This window comes from Amycolatopsis sp. NPDC000009, assembly GCF_055563465.1.
The window spans coordinates 148880-168819 of sequence record NZ_JBVHDI010000017.1 but is presented as its reverse complement, the minus strand read 5'-3'; the positions used below and the strand labels follow the sequence as shown (position 1 = coordinate 168819).

Sequence of the window (19940 nt, the reverse complement as noted above, 5' to 3'; positions counted from 1 at the left end):
GAAGCTCAGACGATGCCGCCATTGGCGCGAAGGACCTGGCCGTTGACCCACCGCGCCGGTCCGGCGAGGAACGAGACGACCTCGGCGATGTCGGACGGGGTGCCGAGGCGTTCGAGCGGGGGCTGCGCCGCCAAGCTCGCGATGGTCGCCTCGTCCTTGCCGTCGAGGAACAGCGCCGTGGCGGTCGGGCCGGGGGCGACCGCGTTCACGGTGATGTCGCGACCGCGTAGTTCGCGGGCCAGGACCAGGGTGATCGCCTCGACCGCGCCCTTCGAGGCGGCATAGGCGGCGTATCCCGGCAGCGCGAGGCCGAGCACCGACGTGGAGAAGTTGATGATCGCGCCACCGTCGCGGACGCGGCGGGCGGCCTGCTGATCGACCACGAAGGTGCCGCGGATGTTGGTGCGGTGCAACCGATCCAGCCGGTCGAGATCCAGCTCGGCCACCGGCGCGAGGTACATGGTGCCCGCGGCGTGGACCACGACGTCGACTCCGCCGAAGGTCTTCTCCGCGGTGTCGAACACGGCCGCGACGGCCTGCTCGTCGGCGACGTCGGCCTGCGCCGCGATCGCCTGACCTCCACCGACGGTGATCGTGTCGACCGCGGCCTGCGCCTCGTCCTTGTTGCCGCCGTATACGACGACGACCGCGAACCCGTCGGACGCCAGCCGTTCGGCCGACTGCCTGCCGATGCCCCTCGACCCGCCGGTGACGATCGCTACGCGTGCCATATCAGTGCTCCCATCAGGGGTTTCCGTTGATAACGAGATCACTGTATCATCGATACCGAACCAGTGCTACCGAGATGGTGTTATCGTCGATATATGACGTTGACGACGAAGGACCGGTTGATCCGCGCGGCGGCGGAGCTCTTGGAGGAGGGAGGTCGCGAAGCGCTGTCGACGCGTGCGGTCAGCGCCGCCGCCGGGGTGCAGGCGCCGACGCTCTACCGGACCTTCGGCGACAAGGACGGTCTTCTCGATGCCGTCGCCTCGTACGGCTTCAAGAGCTACCTGGAGGGGAAGCATGCTCTCGGGCAGACCGGCGACCCAGTGCGCGACCTCCGGCGAGGCTGGGACCTGCACGTCGAGTTCGGCCTGCACCAGCCCGCCTTCTACATGCTCATGTACGGCGAGCCCCGGGTCCGCGAAGCGCGCCAGGAGGCCGACGCGATGCTCCGCCGGATCATCGAACGCATCGCCGAGGCGGGCAGGCTGCGTGTCCCGGTCGAACAAGCCGCGCAGCTGGTCCACGCGACCGGGATGGGGGTGATCCTTTCGTTCCTCGCGAGCCCGCCGGAGCAGCGCGATCTGGACCTGATCATCGCCGCGCGCGAACACGTGATCGCGGCGATCACCACCGACAGCGCGGACAAGGCTTCGGACATCCCAAGCCGCGCGATTGCGCTCAAAGCCGCACTGGAGAAGGAACCCGGTGACGTCCTGACCCCCGCCGAGCGGGCGATGCTCGGCGAATGGCTCGACCGGCTCGCGCGCTGAACTACCGGCCCACGGCCTTCGCCGCCGCGACCGCCTGCCCGGCGTAGGACCGTCCGAAAAGGACGGTGTGCACCAGGAGCGGGAACAATTGGTGCGCACCGATCCGGTCGGTCCAGCCGTCGGCGAGCGGGGCGACCTCCTGGTAGGCGGCGAGCACCCGGTCGAGCAACGGACAACCGAACAACTGCAGCATCGCCAGATCGGTTTCGCGATGGCCGCCGTGCGCGGCCGGGTCGATGAGCGATGCCTCGACGGCTCCCCACAACACGTTGCCGTTCCACAGGTCACCATGCAGGCGTGCGGGAGGTTCGGAGACTTCGGGGAGCCGTGCGCAAGCCTGCTCGATGACAGCGGCCTCGTCCCCGGTCAGCGTGCCCTCGTCGACCGCGCGACGGACGTAGGGCAGGACCCGGTGCTCGGCGTACCACGTCGGCCAGTCCTCACCCCGCGTGTTCTCCATCGGGGCCAGGCCGATCCACGCGTCGGCCGGCCCGTCCGGCGGCGCCGCGCCGAACGCGGGAGCGCCTGCCGCGTGCAACTCCGCGAGCCCCCTCCCCAGCCGCTCCGCCGCGTGATGCGTCGGCCGTCCGCCACCGACCAGTTCCGTGACCAGCCACTCGCCGTCGTGGCCGCGAACCTCGGGCACCCGCACCGCACCGGGCTCCCCCAGCCACCGCAGGCCCGCGGCCTCGGCCGGTGCCGCGTTCCGGGCGTGGCCCCGTTTGACGACCACCGTGTCGCCGCTGTCGAGTACCACTTCGGTCACCCCGCTCGACAGACTCCTCTGCTCGGCGACGGCACGTCCGGTGATCTTCGTGGCAGCCTCGGCAGGCGTCGAAACCTGGGTCATGCTCGCAACCTACCTCCGCCGATCGGGTGAACGCTCGTTGTACGGAGGGGAATCCGCGTGCGTGCGTTTTCGAGAGACGAACGGCCTTCACGCGAGCGCCGGGTCACGGGACGCAACGAACAGCCCCGCCGGCTTACCGACCTCGGTCGGGCTGCGCCCGGTCAACGCCCGGAACTCCCGGATGAGATGCGCCTGGTCGCTGTAGCCGCCCGAATGTGCGACCTCCGCCCAAGGAAGCGACGGCGCCCGGTCCAGCAGCGCCAGCACGCGATTGAGCCGGGCGATCCGGCCGACCGTGCGGGGATTCAGCCCGATTTGGTCTCGGAACCGGACGTTGAGGTGCTGCCTGCTCCAGCCGATCTCCTCCGCGAGCAAGTCGACGCGGACCGGGCCCGCGCAAAGCCGGTCCCACGCGTGACGGACAGGTGCGTCCAGTGCGGGGCCACGAGCGAGCCTGGCCGCGAGGTACGCGTCCAGCAGCCGGAATCGCTCCGGCCAGTCCGCCGCCTCGGCCAGCCGTTCGGTCAACGACACCGACGGCAGCAGATCCGACGCCGCGACGACCGAATTCGCCAGCTCCCGCAACGGAATCCCGAACAACGCGTACGAACCGAGCGGCGTCAGGGTGACGACGATGCCGCGCGATGCCCCGGCCTGGTCGACCCGCAACGGCCGGTCCCGCAAGCCCAGTACCGGAGAAGCGGGAATCTCCAGCCCTCTGGCCGGCGCGGCGATGTCGATCACCCAGGTGAGCACGGACAACGGGGTGACCTGCCAGGAGTTCGTTCCCGCGTCGGGAAGATCGTGCGCGACATAACTCGACACGTGGGCGGCAAGGGCGGGGTGCGGCCATCGGAGAACCCGCTCGCCGGGCGCGCGGACGATGTCCCGCCGCGGCACCACGAGACCCCACCCGCCCATGCCGTCATCTTACTTTCGTTCAAGACCCCGGACGACGTCCTTACCTAGCGTTCCGCTCATGAACAAAATCGGGGGCTTCAGAGATCCGGCGGCCGAAGAACGCTATTTCGCCGCCTACGACCGTGCCATGGCCGAATGCCCGGAACCGCACGCGGTCTTCGACGTCGAAACGCGCCACGGGACCACGCGGGTCTACCGTTACGGCGACGGCGGCGCTCCGATCGCCCTGTTGCCGGGACTCCTGGCGACGTCGGCCTGCTTCGCGGAACTGATTCCCGCCTTGGCCGCACGGCACACGGTCTACGCGATCGACACGCTCGGCGAAGCGGGCCGTAGCGTCCAAAAGGCGCCGTTCAAGGACGTCCGCGACCGAGCGAGCGCACTCGACGACGTCTTCGAGAACCTGGGGCTGACCGGGGTGCGCCTCGTCGGCGGTTCGACCGGCGGCTGGCACGCGGTCAACCAGGCGATCCACGCGCCCGGCCGACTCGGCTCCATCGTGTTGCTGGACGCGACGACCGTCTCGGCGCCATTCACTCGGAAAGTGCTCTGGTACGGCGTGGCCGCGGCCGCGCTCGACAGTGAGTGGCTGTGGCGCCGGTTCTTGACGTGGTCCGTCGGCGAGGACGTCCTCGACCAGCCCGCCGCCCGGCTCGTGCTCGCCGGGATCCGATGCTATCGCGCCCGCGTGCCGTTCCAGGTCTGCCCGACCGAGGAGGCATTGCGGTCCACCGACGTTCCCACGCTCGCCTTGTTCGGCGGACGCAGCGTCGTGCACGATTCCGCCGCTGCCGCCGCACGGCTGGAAGATCTGCTCCCCCATGCCGATGTCGAAATCCTGCCCGACGCCGGTCACTACCTCTATCTCCGCCCGCAGGATCGCGATCTCATCCTCGGCAAGGTCGCCTTAGCCGCCCGCGCGCCGGCGCCCCGGCGTGCCGCGGCCAAACTGGCGCGACACGCGGCGATCAGCCGGGCCGAGGCGGCGCTTTCGCCATGACCGCACCGCGGGCAGGACATCGTGACGTCACCGGACAGTTCGTCGACGGAGACGGTCAACGCGGTCGCGCACGAACGGCACCACCGGTGCCGCGTGACCGGGTTGACGTGCAGCGGCGAAGCCACGCACTGATGGATCCAGCGGCCGTGCACGTGGCAGGTCAGGCGGTCGTCCGGGGACAGGCGGCCGACGTCTTCCGCGTCGTCCTCCATCGCCAGCAGAACCGGCAGGGTGCGGCTCACCGGGTTCAGCCGCGTGGTCGAGGCCAGTGTCGTGGTGTTCATCGCTTTCTCCTTCCGGCTCTTATCAGGACGTCGAACGGGGAACGCCAGATACGACACAGCCGGGCGGCCTTCTCGCCGAAACCTCCCTCAGGCGGGTGAATTGATCTTGGTCGAATCCGAACCGTTACCCCATTCGGGTTAATCGCGCGTATCTTTCGGATCATGACGGCCGACCTGGTTGCACTGTCCACATCAGACAGTCACGGACCCGGCTACCTGCTGTTTCCGCCCGCCGGCGGCATCAGCCGGGCGTTCGGCGCGCTCGCGGGCGCGGTGGACGCCGACGTCCGAGCCTTCGAATATCCCGGACACGGAGAACGGCTCGCGGAATCACCGGCGTCGTCTCTCGAAGAACTCGCCACGCGACTGGCCGCCGCGACACCGAAGGCCTGGTTCTCCAGTTCCGTGACGATCGGTTTCGGAATGGGCGCCTTCGTGGCGTTGGAAACCGCTCAACGGCTCGGTGTCGCCCCCGGCGCGCTGATCGTCGTGGACGCGTGCGCCCCGCAGCGGCGCTCACCGGACAAGAACGCCAAGGCGGGCGCGTCGGCGATGGGGCGGGTGTTCGGCCGCACCGGGCTCACCCCCGTCGCGGGCTACCGCGACTCGCCCGAAGGCTGGGAGTACGCCCTGGACCTGCTGCTCGGCGACCTCCAGTTGCTGAACGCCTACCGCGGGCCCGCCAGGACGCGGCTCCCGTGCCCGATCGCGGCGATCCGCGGCACCGACGATCCCGCGTCCGCCTCGGGCGACGACGCCACGGGCGGCTGGCGGGTCTGGACGTCCGGCCCGTTCGTGGGGCGCGTCGTACCCGGTGGGTATCTGGGCGTTCTCGAGGCCGGCCGGGAGGCCGAGTTCTGGGCCCGGATCCGCAGGCTGGAAGCGGCCTTCGTGACCGCTGAGCCCGAAGTCGCTTAGACGGGTGACGTACACCGGTGACGTCGTCCGACGGTCGCCGCGCTCGGCGCAGGCCGCTTAATTTCGTCCCGTACCAGGCGTTTCGCGGGAGGAATCAGGATGCTCAGCAGGAGAAGGTTCGCGCAGGCCGTCGTCGCAGCCACGGCGGGGGCCACCGTGGCTGGCTGCTCGGCCCAGCCCGCGGCGGCACCGGCGGCGGCGCCCGTCACGACCGGCGGAAACACCTCGTTCGGTCCGATCAAGCAGATCGAGGCCGGGGAACTGAGCATCGGTTACGCCGAAGCGGGCCCCGCCGGCGGTCCGGTGGTCGTGCTCCTCCACGGCTGGCCTTACGACATCCACAGTTACGTCGACGTCACCCCGCGCCTGGTCGCGGCCGGGTACCGGGTGATCGTGCCGTTCCTGCGTGGCTACGGGCCGACCCGGTTCCTGTCGAAGGACACGTTCCGCAACGGCCAGCAGTCCGCGATCGCCGCCGACATCGTCGCGCTGCTGGACGCCCTCAAGATCGAGAAGGCCGTCTTCGGCGGCTTCGACTGGGGCGCCCGCACGGCCGTGATCATCGCCGCGCTGTGGCCAGAACGCTGCAAGGCACTCGTCTCGGTGAGCGGCTACCTGGTGACCAACCGGGAGACGAACAAGCAGCCGCTCTCACCCGCCGCCGAACTGGGTTGGTGGTATCAGTACTACTTCGCCACCGAGCGCGGCATCCTCGGCTACACGAAGAACCGCCACGACTTCAACAAGCTGATCTGGAAGATCGCGTCGCCGAAGTGGACCTTCGACGACGCGACCTACGACCGTTCCGCGGCCTGCTTCGACAATCCGGACCACGTCGCCATCGTGATCCACAACTACCGGTGGCGGCTGAGCCTCGGCGATGGCGACCCGAAACTCGACGCGCTGGAACAGAAACTCGCGCAGGGCCCGGCGGTTTCGGTGCCCACCATCACGATCGGCAGCGATTTCGACGGCCCGAACACCGACGGCAAGGCGTACCGGTCGAAGTTCTCCGGCAAGTACGAGCACCGCGTCCTGAACGGGATCGGCCACAACGTCCCGCAGGAGGCCCCGGCGGAGTTCGCCAAGGCCGTCCTGGACGTCGACCGGTTCTAGCGTGCCCCGGTGAGGTGTTCGAGGGCGAGCTGGGAGAGGCGGATGAAGCCATACCCACGTTCCGCGGCCTTGTCCGGATCGAAGTCCTCGAACGCCGACCGGTCCGCCAGCAGATCCGCCGCCGTCTCGCCGTCGTTCAGGGTCGGCGTCGCCAGCTCCGGGACCAGGGCGGCGTCCAGCGCGGCCCGCACCTCGGGATCGGCGCGGAACGCGCGGGAACGTTCGGCGAACAGGAGGTAACTCGCCATGTTGGCCTCGGCGCTGGCCCAGACGCCGTCCATGTTCTCCGTGCGCAGCGGCTTGTAGTCGAAATGCCGCGGCCCGTCGTACCCGCCGTGCTCGAGCAGATCGACCAGGAAGAACGACGACAGCACGTCGCCGTGGCCGAACACGAGGTCCTGGTCGAAGCGCGGGCCGCGCTGACCGTTGAGGTCGATGTGGAACAGCTTGCCCTGCCACAGGGCCTGGCCGATGCCGTGGACGATGTTGAGCCCGGCCATCTGCTCGTGCCCGACCTCCGGGTTCACGCCGACGATCTCGTGGTTGTCCAGCGTGGAGATGAACGCGAGCGCGTGCCCGATGGTCGGCAGCAGGATGTCACCGCGTGGTTCGTTCGGCTTCGGCTCGAGCGCGAGCCGCAGGCCGTAGCCCTGGTCGAGGACGTACTGGGCGAGGAAGTCGATTCCCTCGCGATAACGGTCCATCGCCGCGCGGACGTCCTTCGCGGCATCGGTCTCGCTGCCTTCCCGGCCGCCCCAGAGCACGAACGTCGACGCACCGAGTTCGGCGGCGAGGTCGAGGTTCCGCATCACCTTCCGCAGCGCGTAGCGGCGGACGTCACGGTCGTTGCTGGTCAGGCCGCCGTCCTTGAAGACGGGGTGACTGAACAGGTTCGTGGTCACCATCGGGACCACGAGACCTGTCTCGGCGAGCGCGCCCTGGAACCGCTTGAGGTGCCGCGCGCGCTCCGCGTCGGCCGAGCCGAACGGAACGAGGTCGTCGTCGTGGAAGGTGATCCCCCAGGCGCCGAGATCCGAAAGACGGTGCACGGCTTCGACCGGGTCGAGCGGAGGACGGCTCGCCGGGCCGAACATGTCGTTCGCCTGCCAGCCCACGGTCCACAGCCCGAAGCTGAACTTGTCCTCACGCGCCGGTGCCTGAGCCATCTCGCCTCCAATTAGTTTGATGCCTGAACTTATCGACGCCGCTCCGGCGGGTCAAGGCTTTCGTTCAGGCATCGAACGAATACAATCGCGCGATGATCGGCACTCGCCCGGCGGGACAGCACACGGTGCGGCAGCACAACGCCGCCCTCGTCCTCGGCGCGATCGCGGACGGTCCGGGCACGTCGCGGGCAGGTCTCGCCGCCGCCACCGGGCTCACGAAGGCCACCGTGTCGACGGTGGTGGACCGCCTGATCGCGGCGGATCTCGTGGCCGAAGGCGAGCCGGAACAGCGCGTCGGCCCCGGACGGCGCGGCACCGTCGTGTCGCTCTCCCCGACCGGCCCGCATGGGCTCGGCATCGAAATCGGCGTCGACTACCTGGCGTCCTGCCTCGTCGATCCGACCGGCACCGTCCGGGCGCAGGAGGTCCGGTACGCCGACAACCGGACGCCGCGCGTCTTCCAGCGCGTCTCGGCGTTCCTGCGCAGAGCACGGAAGCGGGCGGACGCGCTGGGCGTGCCCGTCGGCGGCGTCGGTATCGCGGTTCCGGGCCTGGTCGAGTCCGGGCTCGTGCGGCTCGCGCCCAACCTGGGCTGGCGCGACGTCGACCTCGCCGACCGGCTCGGCGAGACGTTCACCGTCGCCAACGAAGCGAACTTCGCGGCCCTCGCCGAGCTGTGGCACGGCTCGGCGTTGCCGGATTTCGTCCACGTGTCCGGGGAGATCGGGATCGGCGCGGGCATCGTGCTGGACCGCGCCCTGTTCGAAGGCGTCCGCGGCGCGGGCGGCGAGATCGGTCACCTGCCGGTGGCGCCCGACGGCCCGCCGTGTTCCTGTGGCGCGAACGGCTGCCTGGAACGGATGGCGGGACAGGAGGAGATCCTGCGGCTCGCGGGCGCGGACACGGTGGACGACCTCGTCTCCGCGCTGGAATCCGGCGACGAGGCGGCGGTTGCCGCCGTGACCGTCGCCGCGCGGCATCTCGGCGTCGGACTGTCCACTGTGGTCAATCTGATGGACGTTCCGGCGGTGGTACTAGGCGGAACCTACGCGCGGCTGGAGCCGTGGCTGCGTGAGCCACTCCTCGCCGAGCTGGAACGCCGTGTGCCCAGCACGGCGTGGTCGCCGGTACGTGTCGTCCGCTCGGCGCTCGGCACCGGAGCCGCCGTACGCGGGGCCGCCGGTTCGGTGATCCGCGGTATCCTCGCGGACCCCGAGCACTATCTCACGACTCACTGGCCATCCGATCAGGACGCTCGGGATCGGTGACCCCGGGCAGCGACGCCTCGATGGCCTGCGCGCGCGCCTCGATGTCCGCACGCTGGACGCGCCGGGCGTAGGCGATCAGTTCGTCCCGATCCGCGTGCGGGAGCCAGCCCTGCTCACAGCCGGTCTCCAGCCGCACGAGGTACCGCACCAGCTCAGCCGACTCGGCGCCGAACTCCCGCATGCGGCGCGTCAGCAGTTCCGCCGCGGCGAGGTAGCCGTTGTTCCAAGCGTGGACCGCCAGCAGTTGCGCCGTCGCGGCGAGGATGTCACCGAGGTGGAACCCGCCCTCCGCGGCGAGATGCCCGGCTATCCGGAAGCTGCGTCTGCCCTCGCCGACCGGCCCCTCCTCGCGAATCGCTTCGAGCAGCGCCCCGATCTGCCGTGTCAGGTAGTCCTGACCCGCGTCCTCCACCGTCACCGCATTCCTCCACCCAGTCGCCGTGATCGTAGAAAGGTGTCAATGGGGAGCAGGCCAGATACGTCGAATGCCGAACCGTTATCACCCGAATGGCGTGCGCCGGTCAACAGGGAGCCACCGCTCCGGTCTCGCCCGCGGGGCACCAACCCGGATGCTCGCGGAGCCACTCGTCGCGCTGCTTCGTTCTGGCGGCACGCTGCCTGCGCCTTGCCAGACGAGAGGCCGCGATCGGCAGAAGGAGCAGAACCCGCGCCATGATTCCTCCACCTCCGCCATCGAACCCGCCTGTATTCGGCGAGAACGCGAAGAGCGTTACAGGGGGGTGCCGGGCCGCCACACGTGTCGTCCATGAAGGATTCGGGACCCCGGACGGCACACAAGAACCCGTCCTCACCACTCACGAGGGGCGGAACCCCGCTGCTCCTCGAAGATCAGCCAAGTCCGCGTCGACCGCACGCCGTCCAGCGCCTGCAACCGTTCCAGCACGACGTCCCGCAGCGAAGCGTTGTCCGGCGTCCGCACCAGCAGCAGGATGTCGAAGTCGCCGCCGACGAGCGAAACGTGCTCGACGAACGGGATCTGCCGCAGCTCGGCCGACATCGTCCGCCATGACGTCTGCTCGACGGTGATCAGGATGTACGCGCTCGTCCCGAGTCCGGCCCGCCGCGGGTCGATCCGGGCGCCGAAGCCGGTGATGACGCCTTCGGACATCAGCCGGTCCAGCCTCGCGTAGGCGTTGGTGCGCGAGATGTGCAGACGCTCGGCCAGCGTGCGGACGGCGAGCCTGCCGTCCGCGGTCAGCTCGGCGAGGATCGCGCGATCGATGTCGTCGAGGGCAAGGACCGTTCGTCCCGGATCCCGCCCGTGAGCCACGCCACTACTGGACGGTTGGCCCGGCTGAACCGATCCTGCGGACAGTTTGTCGCTCATTTCTCGTGCCTCTTGAACACTGGGACTCCGGAAACCACCATCTCAGCATCATATGTCTGCGAAAGGTGGTGCTGCGCCATGTCGAGGGAGACCACTGTCGCCGCGTTGCTGCCGTCCGGGACCCCGGTGCGGTTCCTCGCCGAGGACGGCACACGCGTCGACGAGCACGGTCACTACTCCGAACCGCCGTCCGAGCGGCTCGTCGAGGCCTACCGGCTGATGGTGCTCGGCCGCCGGTTCGACGCCCAGGCGACCGCGCTGACCAAGCAGGGCCGTCTCGCGGTCTACCCGTCGAGTGCCGGCCAGGAGGCCTGCCAGGTCGCGAGCGCGCTGGCCCTCACCGACGCCGACTGGCTCTTCCCCACCTACCGTGACTCCGTCGCTCTCGTCGCCCGGGGGCTCGAACCCGGCGAGATCCTGACGCTGCTTCGCGGCGACGCGCACTGCGGCTACGACCCCGCCAAGACCCGCGTCGCTCCCCAGTGCACCCCACTGGCCACTCAGACGCTTCACGCGGCCGGGCTCGCCCACGCGATGCAGCGCCGAGGCGAGGACAGCGTCGCGTTCGCGCTCATCGGTGACGGCGCCACCAGCGAAGGCGACTTCCACGAGGCGCTCAACTTCGCGGCCGTGTTCAAGGCGCCGGTGGTGTTCTTCGTGCAGAACAACGGGTTCGCGATCTCGGTGCCGTTCGAGAAGCAGAGCGCCGCCCCCGCGCTGGCGTACAAGGGCGTCGGTTACGGCGTCCGCTCCGAGCAGGTCGACGGCAACGACGCCGTCGCCGTCCTTTCGGTGCTGGACGACGCCGTCGCGCACGCGCGGTCCGGTCGCGGGCCCGTCCTGGTCGAGGCGCACACCTACCGGATCGACGCGCACACCAACGCCGACGACGCGACCCGCTACCGCGACCAGGCCGAGGTCGAGAAGTGGCGCGCGGCCGACCCGGTGCGCCGCCTCGAAACGTATCTGACCACCGAGAATCTGGTGTCCGACAGCGATATCGAGCGATTCCGGGCCGAGGCGGAGAAGTTCGCCGCCGGGGTGCGCGACACCCTCAACGCCGACGTCGAGCCCGACCCCTTGTCGCTGTTCGAGCACGTGTACGCCGTCCCGACCCGCCAGCTGGCCAACCAGCGCGCGCTGGTCGCCGCCGAATTGGAGGCCTGATGACCGAGATCTCGATGGCCCAGGCGCTCAACGCCGCCCTGCGCGACGCGGTCAAGGACGACGACCGCGTGCTGATCTTCGGCGAGGACGTCGGCCCGCTCGGCGGCGTGTTCCGGGTGACCGACGGCATCACCGCCGACTTCGGTGAGGAGCGCTGTTTCGACACGCCGCTGGCCGAGTCCGGCATCGTCGGCTTCGCGGTCGGGATGGCGATGGGCGGGTTCCGCCCGGTGGTCGAAATGCAGTTCGACGCCTTCGCCTACCCCGCCTTCGAGCAGATCACCTCGCACGTGGCGAAACTGCGCAACCGGTCTCGCGGCGCGCTGTCGCTGCCGATGGTCATCCGCATCCCTTACGCGGGCGGGATCGGCGGCGTCGAGCACCACTGCGATTCGAGCGAGGCCTACTACACCCACACACCCGGCCTGCGTGTCGTCACGCCGGGCACGCCCCAGGACGCATACGACCTCCTGCGCGACGCGATCGACTCACCGGATCCGGTGATCTTCCTCGAACCCAAATGCCGCTACTGGTCGAAGGAGCCCGTGTCCTTCGCCCGGGGCGGTGCGGCCATGGACCGCGCGGTCGTGCGCCGAGAGGGCAAGGACGTCACGCTGATCGCGTACGGACCGATGGTCGCCACCGCGCTGGAGACCGCGGAGGCCGCGACCGCCGAGGGCTGGGACGTCGAGGTCGTCGATCTCCGGTCGCTCAGCCCGTTCGACGACGAGACCGTGACCGCTTCGGTGCGCCGCACCGGACGCGCGGTCGTCGTCCACGAGGCCGCCGGATTCGGCGGTTACGGCGCCGAGGTCGTCGCCCGGGTCACCGAACAGTGCTTCCACCAGCTGCACGCGCCGGTCCTGCGGGTCACCGGCCTCGACATTCCTTATCCGCCGCCGAAACTGGAGCGCCATCAGCTTCCGGACGTCGACCGGATCCTGGACACCGTCGCCCGCCTGCAGTGGAACGACGAGCCGGTGGTGGCCGGTGCCTGACTTCCTGCTCCCGGACCTCGGCGAGGGGCTGACCGAAGGCACCATCGTCACCTGGCTGGTCGCGGAGGGCGACACCGTCGGTGTCGACCAGCCCGTCGTCGAAGTGGAGACCGCGAAGGCCGCGGTCGAGGTGCCCGTGCCGTTCGCCGGCGTCGTCATCCGTCTCCACGGCGAGCCCGGTCAGTCGCTTCCGGTCGGTGCTCCCCTGCTCACCATCGGCCCCGGTTTCACCGAACCCGGCGTGACGACCGCGAGCGAAGGCAGCGGCAACGTCCTCATCGGCTACGGCACGACCCACACGACCAGACGACGCCGGACGCGCACCGTCGTCACCGTCGCCGACAAGCCGTCGAAAGCGCCCGGCGTGATCTCCCCGTTCGTCCGCAAGATGGCCGCGGACAACAAGATCGACCTGACGAAGCTGACCGGCAGCGGTCCGGGCGGGATCATCCGGCGCGCCGACGTCGAAGCGGCGCTCGCCGTCCCCGAACAGAGGGGCGGCGAAACGCGGATCCCGCTGACCGGCGTCCGCAAGGCGGTCGCCGACAAGCTGACGGCTTCTCGGCGCCAGATCCCCGAAGCGACGGTCTGGGTCGACGTCGACGCGACCGGACTCGTCGCGGCGCGCAAGTCGCTCAACGCCTCGGCACCGGATCGCCCGGTGAGCCTTTTGGGCCTCGTCGCCCGCTTCGCCGTCGCGGGCCTGCGGAAGTACCCCGAGCTGAACTCGCGCGTCGAGGGCGACGAGATCGTCCAGCTGCGGGACATCAACCTCGGTTTCGCCGCGCAGACCGACCGTGGTCTCGTCGTGCCGGTGGTCCGCGACGCGGGCTCACTGTCCACAAGGGAGCTTTCGGCCGCGATCGGAGAGCGCACCGCCCAGGCCAGGGAAGGAAAACTGGGCCCGGCGGGCCTCACCGGCGGGACCTTCACGGTCAACAACTACGGCGTGTTCGGGGTCGACGGCTCGGCCGCGATCATCAATCACCCGGAAGCGGCGATCCTCGGCATCGGCCGGATCATCGACCGCGCCTGGGTGGTCGACGGCGCGCTCGTGGCCCGCAAGATCTGCGAGCTGACCCTGGCGTTCGACCACCGGGTGTGCGACGGCGGGACCGCCGGCGGATTCCTGCGGTTCGTCGCCGACTGCGTCGAGTCCCCGGTCACCGCGCTCGGGGATCTCTGACCGGGTCGCACAACCCGCGGTTGTGATCAGCCAAGGACCCGTTGTTCGACTTCGAGGTCCCGGCTTGCTTGGATCTCGCGAGTGGGCGGGAGATCGCTGGGGCGACGGTTCGGCTGGCTGTGGGCGGCGTACGCGGCGAGCGCGTTCGGTACGAGGTTCGCGTTCGACGCGTTCAGCCTGATCGCCATCGTGGTGCTGGGCGCGGGTACCACGGAGGTCTCGCTCCTGGCGTCCGCCGGGCTCGTCGTCGGCGCGGTGGTCGCACTGCCGCTCGGCCCCTGGGTCGAGTTCCGCCGCAAACGGCCGGTGATGATCGCGATGGACCTCGTGCGGTGTGGCGCGCTGCTGACCGTCCCGGTGGCGTACGCGTTCGGGCTGCTCGGTTTCGGCCAGCTCCTCGCCGTGTCCGTCGTCGTCGCAGCGGCCGACATCACGTTCCTGGCGGCCAGTGGGGCCTTCCTGAAAACCCTGCTGCCACGGGAGGACTTGCTGGTCGCGAACGCCCGGTTCGAATCGACCACCTGGACCGCGACCGTCCTCGGCCCGCCGCTGGGCGGTTTCGCGGTCGGCCTGTTCGGGCCGGTGGTCACGATCGCCGCCGACGCGGTCAGCTATCTGCTTTCGGCGCTCGGCATCCGGGCGGCCGGTGGTTCGGAGCCGCCACCGGCCAAGCCGGAAGGCCCCCGGCTGACCGGCCGCGACCTGAGGGAAGGCTGGCGGTTCATCCTCGCTCACCCGTCGCTGCGGCCGCTGTTCGTCAACACGATCGTGGTCAACGGCCTGATCATGGCGACCGCGCCGCTGATGGCCGTCCTGATGCTCGGGCAGCTCGGTTTCGCCCCGTGGGAGTACGCGGTGGCCTTCGCCGTGCCGTGTCTCGGCGGGCTGCTCGGGGCGAGGCTCTCGCGGACCGTGGTCGCCCGGTACGGCCGGGACAGGGTCCTGTTCGTCGCCGGTTGGCTGCGGGTCTGCTGGCCCGTCGGGCTGGTGTTCATCCAGCCCGGGATTCCCGGCCTGATCCTGGTGATCGTCGTCGAATTCGGCCTGATCACCTGCATCGGCGTCTTCAACCCGGTGCTCGCCACCAGCAGGCTCGAACAGGTTCCCCTCGACCGCGCGGCGCGCACGCTGTCGGCCTGGTCGATCGCCGGCAAACTCACCACCGCCTCGCTGACCGCGCTGTGGGGGCTGCTCGCCGCGTTCACCGGACCGCGCGCGGCGGTCGGCATCGCGGGTGCGCTCATGCTGGCGACCCCGCTCCTGCTCCCCCGAAACCGTCGGACCCCTGTGCCAGTATCCCCACATGGCGATCAACAGGGTGATGCCCGACCTCGAAACCCGGACATTGGAGGAAGCGAAGGCCTTCTACGTACAGGTACTCGGCTTCGAAGTGGTGATGGACCACGGCTGGATCGTGACCCTGGCCGACCCGAAGCGGCCCGAGGTCCAGTTGAGCCTCATGACCCATGACGAGACGGCGCCCGTCGTGCCGGTCGCCTCGATCGAGGTCGACGACGTCGACGCGCGGTACGCGGCGGCCAAGGCGTCCGGCGCGGAGATCGTGCACGAACTGACCGACGAGCCCTGGGGTGTGCGGCGTTTCTTCGTCCGCGATCCCAGCGGCCACGTGGTCAACGTGCTGTCCCACCACTGACGGCCGGAGGGGGTTTCATCGAAATTTCATGACTCGTCCCTAGCGTTCGAACACGCACCGTAGTCGAACGAAGGGACGATGAATGAAGAAACTCAGGGGGGTCCTGGCCGCCGCCGCACTGGCCGCCGGTCTGCTCGGCGTCGTCGCGCCGACGGCACAGGCCGACCAGGCGCGCTACTACATCCTTATCGGCGGTACCTGCGACGGGGCCGCGACCGTCTACAACGACGCCTGGTTGCGGGGCGGGATCAAGAAGGTGGTCCACTACCCGGCAGGGGCCGCCGGAGCACCGAACTGCGACCAGACGCCGATGGACCAGAGCGTCGCGCGCGGGCACGAAGAAGCCCGCCGCGTCGCCCAAAGCTCTTTCGACGAGAACCCCGGCGCCGAATTCGTCGTCGTCGGCTACTCGCAGGGCGCGCTGGTCGCGAACCTGGTGCTCAACGACATCGCCGACGGGAAACTGGCCGTGGACAAATCGCGGTTCAGGGCGAAGATCTTCGCCGACCCGATGCAGCCCGTCGGCCCGCCGGGACGGGGGATCAGCGCGGTGCTCCCGCCGGGCACCGGGGCGCCGTCGCCGTTCGGCGGCTACGTGTCGTTCGGCCCCGGCCGCACCGACTTCGGCGGTATCCCGTACATCCGCTACTGCATCGAAACCGACGGTGTCTGCCACTTCGACACCATCGAAGCGCCGGGCGGATACTTCGCCCAGCACCTGTGTTACCAGTGGGCCCGTCCCACGGATCACCGCTCGATCATGGAGGACACGATCGCGGACGGCGTGTACACCAACGGATCGCACGCGCTGCCGCGGCAGAACTGCCGTCCGCCGTGGCCGGTGGCTTGACCGGCTGAAGACGGCTGCCGTCCGGCGCCCGATCGCCGGGTGACAGCGGTTCGGGCGATGGCCCGCCCACAGTGTCGTGGGCGGGCCATCGTCGGACGCGAGAGGACCTCACGCGTGTCGTCCGTCTGGACACGCGTGTCGGCCATCCAGTCACCGGAACTCGCCACTCGCGCGACAGCAGCAGGTATCCAAGACAGGTCTAGACGTCCCTTGTGGACATTCAGGACACGGTCGATACCCGTCGTCCGATCCCTTCATCCCCTACCGAGCCGGCAGGCCTTCCGGTGCCGGCGCGTGGCCGGTCGGCCGGGCGGTGAACGTGCCCCGGCCCTGGGTCCGGCTGCGCAGCCGCGTCGCGTAGCCGAACAGTTCGGCCAGCGGCACGGTCGCGGTGACCACGGTCGTTCCCGCGCGCACCGTCGAACCCAGCACGCGGCCACGCCGGGCCGCGAGGTCACCGAGCACCACGCCGACGGCGCTTTCGGGCACGGTGACGGTCACTTCCGCGACCGGCTCCAGCAGTGTGATCGTGCCGGCGGCCAAAGCCGCCCGGAGCGCGAACCGCCCGGCCGTCCGGAACGCCATCTCCGACGAGTCCTTCGAGTGGGTGGACCCGTCGGTCAGCGTGACCCGGACACCGGTCACCGGATGACCGCCGAGCGGGCCTTCCGCCAGCGCGTCACGGCAACCCGCCTCGACGGCGCGGACGAACTCCCGCGGCACCCGGCCACCGAACACAGTGGACCGGAACTCGAATTCCCCTTCCGCCAGGGGTTCCGTGTCGACGACGACGTGGGCGAACTGCCCGGCGCCACCGTCCTGTTTGACGTGACGGTAGACGAAACCGGACACACCGCGCGCCACCGTCTCGCGGTAGGCGACACGAGGCCGCCCCACGCCGACGTCCAGCCCCTGGTCGCGCCGGATCTTCTCCACCGCCACCTCCAGATGCAGTTCGCCCATTCCCGAAAGCAGGGTCTGGCCGGTCTCGCGATCGGTCCGGATGACCAGCGACGGGTCCTCCTCGACCAGTCGCGCCAGCGCCGACATCAGCCGTTCCGTGTCGGTTCCCGTCCGTGCCTCGACGGCGACCGACACGACCGGATCGGCCACGACGGGTGGCTCGAGCAGGAGCGGCTCCGACGGTGTGCACAGCGTCGTCCCGGCACGGGCCGTCTTCAGGCCGACCACCGCGACGATGTCGCCCGCGACGGCGCTGTCCACCCTGGTGTGCCGGTCCGCCTGGACCCGCAGGATGCGGCCGACGCGCTCGATACGACCACCGCCCACGTCCATCACCGCCTCCGAAGTCCTGATCGTGCCCGAGTAGACCCGCAGGTACGTCAACCGCCCGGTGGCGGTCGAGGTCACCTTGAACACCAATGCCGCGAACGGCGCCGACGGATCGGCGGGCCGTTCCTGGGCCGTGCCTTCGTATTCACCCCGGACCGGCGGAACATCCGACGGGGAGGGCAGGTACGCCACCACGGCTTCCAGCAACGGCTCCACACCACGGTCGCGGTAGGCCGAGCCGCACAACACCACGACGCCGTCCCCGGTGCGAGTCAGCTCGCGCAGCGCCGAGACCAGCGTCTCCGTCGACACCGCCGAAGACGCGCAGAACTCCTCCAGCGCGGCCGGATGGAGCTCCGCCACGGTCTCTTCGAGCAGCCGCCGACGCCGGTTCGCTTCGTCCACAAGGGACTCCGGAACCGGACCTTCCTCGGCCGTCCCGGCGCCTTCGGCCCACACGAGTGACCGCATCCGCAGCAGATCGACGACGCCCACGAAACCGTCTTCCGCCCCGATCGGCAGCTGCACCACCAGCGGCCGCGGATGCAGCCGCTCCCGGATGGACTCCACGGCCGCGTCCAGATCGGCGCCCGGGCGGTCGAGTTTGTTGACGAACGCGATCCGCGGAACGCCGTGCCGGTCGGCCTGCCGCCACACCGATTCGCTCTGCGGTTCGACTCCGGCGACGCCGTCGAACACCGCGATCGCGCCGTCGAGGACCCGGAGCGACCGTTCGACCTCGTCGGAGAAATCGACGTGGCCGGGGGTGTCGATCAGGTTGACGAGATGGCCGTCCCACGTGCAGCTGACGGCGGCGGCGAAGATGGTGATGCCACGGTCCCGCTCCTGGGAGTCGAAGTCGGTCACGGTCGTGCCGTCGTGGACCTCACCGCGTTTGTAGGTGGTGCCGGTGACGTACAGGATCCGTTCGGTGAGGGTGGTCTTGCCGGCGTCGACATGGGCGAGGATGCCCAGATTGCGGACGGCGGACAGCGGGACGGTGCGCATGGCGCGGGCCTTTCGAAAGTGATCTCCACAGCTCTGATCGCGCGATTCGGGCGAACGCGGGCAGGCGCCCTCGCCGTCGGGGAACGACGGGAAGAGGGCGCGAAAAAGCCGGGCGTTCGTCAGCGGGCCGGTGCTAGCCGCGCGGCAGGCACCGGACGCGCGGAGACACGAGGATCACCTCGTAGCGGGCCGAGGGGACGACGACGGCGTGGTGATGACGCACTGTCCTGTCCTTCCTCGCCGGGATGATTCGCGAGGAGTGTAGCCACCGGGAACACTGGCCGGGAACCGATTTTCCACGAATCCGGCGGAACCCGACCAGTTTCCGGTGACGGCGGTGTCCATCCTTTCGAGGGGCACCACAGGAGAAAGGGACGGCATGGGGGCGGACGAACTGCTGAGCTTGGCGAAGACCGGTGACGGTGCGGCGTTCCGTGATCTCGTCGCGCCGTACCGCCGTGAGCTGCAGGCTCACTGCTACCGCATGTCGGGCTCCGTGCAGGACGCCGAGGATCTGCTGCAGGAGACGTTGCTGGCCGCGTGGCGCGGGATCGGCGCGTACGAGGAACGCGCCTCCGTGCGGACCTGGCCGTACCGGATCGCGACCAACCGCTGCCTGAACGCGCTGCGTGCGGGCGACCGCCGCCCGCACGACCACGCGGCCTACCGACCGGAGGTCCCGTTGCCCGAGCCGTCGCGCCGCCGCCCGGAACCCAGCTGGCTCGAGCCCTACCCAGACGTCCTGCTCGACGGGATCGCCGATCAGCTGCCCGGGCCGGAGGCGCGCTACGAGACCAGAGAGTCGATCTCGCTCGCGTTCCTGGCGGCACTCCAGCAGCTTCCGCCGCGACAGCGGGCCGTGCTGGTGCTGCGGGACGTCCTCGGGTTCCGTGCCGCCGAGGTGGCCGGGATCCTCGACACCACGGAGAACGCGGTGACCAGTGCCCTGAAGCGGGCTCGTTCGGCGCTGGCCAAGGAGCTGCCCGGCGGCGGACGCGAGACCGCTCCCCTGCCGGACTCGCCGCGGGAACGCCGGATCGTCGACGAGTTCACCCGCGCCTTCGAGGCCGGCGACGTCGAGGCCATCGTGGCGCTGCTGACCGACGACGCGTGGCTCACCATGCCCCCGCTTCCCCTGGAGTACCAGGGCCCGGACGCCGTCGGGCACTTCCTGGCGACCGTCGCGTACTGCGACGGCCGGCGGTACTCGCTGATCCCGGCCCGCGCGAACGGGCAACCCGCCTTCGGCTGCTACCTCCGTGATCCGAGGACGCCGATCGGGCACGCGCACGGGGTGCTCGTGCTGGAACTGTCCGGCGATCGGATCACCGCGGTGACCCGGTTCCTCGACAACTCGCTGCTCGCCGCGTTCGGCCTTCCCCGCTCGTTGCGCGGCTGATCCTCCGCTCTTCCG

19 protein-coding genes are annotated in these 19940 nt (G+C 69.8%); 12 read left to right on the top strand and 7 right to left on the bottom strand.

Going from position 1 to position 19940, the window contains the following annotated elements; genetic code table 11:
* Window positions 1-5: 5 nt before the first annotated feature.
* On the bottom strand, window positions 6-731 hold the full coding sequence (locus tag ACZ3HL_RS33745) for an SDR family oxidoreductase (protein WP_465535375.1): 726 nt from the start codon (window positions 729-731) through the stop codon (window positions 6-8).
* A gap of 93 nt (window positions 732-824) precedes the next feature.
* Here ACZ3HL_RS33745 and ACZ3HL_RS33740 point away from each other — a divergent pair, with 93 nt between their 5' ends.
* Entirely contained in the window at window positions 825-1499 is a 675-nt protein-coding gene (locus ACZ3HL_RS33740) for a TetR/AcrR family transcriptional regulator (protein ID WP_465535374.1), read from the top strand.
* 1 nt (window position 1500) lies between these two features.
* On the opposite strand, the gene ACZ3HL_RS33735 is transcribed toward ACZ3HL_RS33740, so the two are convergent.
* Both ACZ3HL_RS33735 and ACZ3HL_RS33730 read right to left on the bottom strand, forming a co-directional pair.
* Window positions 1501-2349 carry a fructosamine kinase family protein gene (locus ACZ3HL_RS33735; protein WP_465535373.1) on the bottom strand — a complete coding sequence of 283 codons (849 nt, stop codon included), beginning with the start codon at window positions 2347-2349 and terminating at the stop codon, window positions 1501-1503.
* A gap of 87 nt (window positions 2350-2436) precedes the next feature.
* Window positions 2437-3270 (bottom strand): helix-turn-helix domain-containing protein, encoded by an 834-nt coding sequence (locus ACZ3HL_RS33730; RefSeq protein WP_465535372.1) that lies wholly within the window; start codon window positions 3268-3270, stop codon window positions 2437-2439.
* A gap of 58 nt (window positions 3271-3328) precedes the next feature.
* On the opposite strand from ACZ3HL_RS33730, the gene ACZ3HL_RS33725 reads away from it, so the two are divergent.
* From ACZ3HL_RS33725 to ACZ3HL_RS33715, 3 genes are all read left to right on the top strand, one after another.
* Complete coding sequence (locus ACZ3HL_RS33725; protein WP_465535371.1) at window positions 3329-4270, top strand: alpha/beta fold hydrolase; 942 nt, start codon at window positions 3329-3331, stop codon at window positions 4268-4270.
* A 446-nt stretch (window positions 4271-4716) separates the two neighbouring features.
* Entirely contained in the window at window positions 4717-5472 is a 756-nt protein-coding gene (locus ACZ3HL_RS33720) for a thioesterase II family protein (RefSeq protein ID WP_465535370.1), read from the top strand.
* A gap of 99 nt (window positions 5473-5571) precedes the next feature.
* A complete protein-coding gene (locus ACZ3HL_RS33715) occupies window positions 5572-6588 on the top strand; it encodes an alpha/beta fold hydrolase (RefSeq protein ID WP_465535369.1) in 1017 nt (338 codons plus the stop codon).
* On the opposite strand, the gene xylA is transcribed toward ACZ3HL_RS33715, so the two are convergent.
* A complete protein-coding gene (gene xylA, locus ACZ3HL_RS33710; protein WP_465535368.1) occupies window positions 6585-7754 on the bottom strand; it encodes a xylose isomerase in 1170 nt (389 codons plus the stop codon). The two genes, ACZ3HL_RS33715 and xylA, sit on opposite strands and share 4 nt — an antisense overlap.
* A 92-nt stretch (window positions 7755-7846) precedes the next feature.
* Between xylA and ACZ3HL_RS33705 the strand changes: the two genes are divergently transcribed.
* A complete protein-coding gene (locus tag ACZ3HL_RS33705) occupies window positions 7847-9022 on the top strand; it encodes an ROK family transcriptional regulator (protein WP_465535367.1) in 1176 nt (391 codons plus the stop codon).
* Here ACZ3HL_RS33705 and ACZ3HL_RS33700 read toward each other — a convergent pair.
* Together ACZ3HL_RS33700 and ACZ3HL_RS33695 are read right to left on the bottom strand one after the other, a co-directional pair.
* Complete coding sequence (locus ACZ3HL_RS33700) at window positions 8979-9440, bottom strand: hypothetical protein (RefSeq protein WP_465411437.1); 462 nt, start codon at window positions 9438-9440, stop codon at window positions 8979-8981. The two genes, ACZ3HL_RS33705 and ACZ3HL_RS33700, sit on opposite strands and share 44 nt — an antisense overlap.
* Before the next feature lie 390 nt (window positions 9441-9830).
* Complete coding sequence (locus tag ACZ3HL_RS33695; protein WP_465535366.1) at window positions 9831-10313, bottom strand: Lrp/AsnC family transcriptional regulator; 483 nt, start codon at window positions 10311-10313, stop codon at window positions 9831-9833.
* 135 nt (window positions 10314-10448) lie between these two features.
* Between ACZ3HL_RS33695 and pdhA the strand changes: the two genes are divergently transcribed.
* From pdhA to ACZ3HL_RS33665, 6 genes are all read left to right on the top strand, one after another.
* Complete coding sequence (gene pdhA, locus ACZ3HL_RS33690; RefSeq protein ID WP_465535365.1) at window positions 10449-11537, top strand: pyruvate dehydrogenase (acetyl-transferring) E1 component subunit alpha; 1089 nt, start codon at window positions 10449-10451, stop codon at window positions 11535-11537.
* The gene (locus ACZ3HL_RS33685; RefSeq protein ID WP_465535364.1) at window positions 11537-12535 is read left to right on the top strand and encodes an alpha-ketoacid dehydrogenase subunit beta; all 999 of its coding nucleotides are present in this window, start codon (window positions 11537-11539) and stop codon (window positions 12533-12535) included. The genes pdhA and ACZ3HL_RS33685 overlap by 1 nt, the downstream gene beginning before the upstream one ends.
* Entirely contained in the window at window positions 12528-13721 is a 1194-nt protein-coding gene (locus tag ACZ3HL_RS33680; protein WP_465535363.1) for a dihydrolipoamide acetyltransferase family protein, read from the top strand. Before ACZ3HL_RS33685 ends, ACZ3HL_RS33680 begins: the two co-directional genes overlap by 8 nt.
* A gap of 81 nt (window positions 13722-13802) precedes the next feature.
* Window positions 13803-15191: an MFS transporter gene (locus tag ACZ3HL_RS33675; protein ID WP_465535362.1), complete on the top strand. Its 1389-nt coding sequence runs from the start codon at window positions 13803-13805 to the stop codon at window positions 15189-15191.
* Window positions 15112-15375: a VOC family protein gene (locus ACZ3HL_RS33670; protein ID WP_465535361.1), complete on the top strand. Its 264-nt coding sequence runs from the start codon at window positions 15112-15114 to the stop codon at window positions 15373-15375. Before ACZ3HL_RS33675 ends, ACZ3HL_RS33670 begins: the two co-directional genes overlap by 80 nt.
* An 82-nt stretch (window positions 15376-15457) precedes the next feature.
* Window positions 15458-16225: a PE-PPE domain-containing protein gene (locus ACZ3HL_RS33665; protein WP_465411446.1), complete on the top strand. Its 768-nt coding sequence runs from the start codon at window positions 15458-15460 to the stop codon at window positions 16223-16225.
* Window positions 16226-16486: 261 nt separating this feature from the next.
* Here ACZ3HL_RS33665 and fusA read toward each other — a convergent pair whose 3' ends face one another.
* Window positions 16487-18526: an elongation factor G gene (gene fusA / locus ACZ3HL_RS33660; protein ID WP_465535360.1), complete on the bottom strand. Its 2040-nt coding sequence runs from the start codon at window positions 18524-18526 to the stop codon at window positions 16487-16489.
* 379 nt (window positions 18527-18905) lie between these two features.
* Here fusA and ACZ3HL_RS33655 point away from each other — a divergent pair, with 379 nt between their 5' ends.
* Entirely contained in the window at window positions 18906-19925 is a 1020-nt protein-coding gene (locus ACZ3HL_RS33655; RefSeq protein ID WP_465535359.1) for a sigma-70 family RNA polymerase sigma factor, read from the top strand.
* The last annotated feature ends 15 nt before the right edge of the window (window positions 19926-19940 follow it).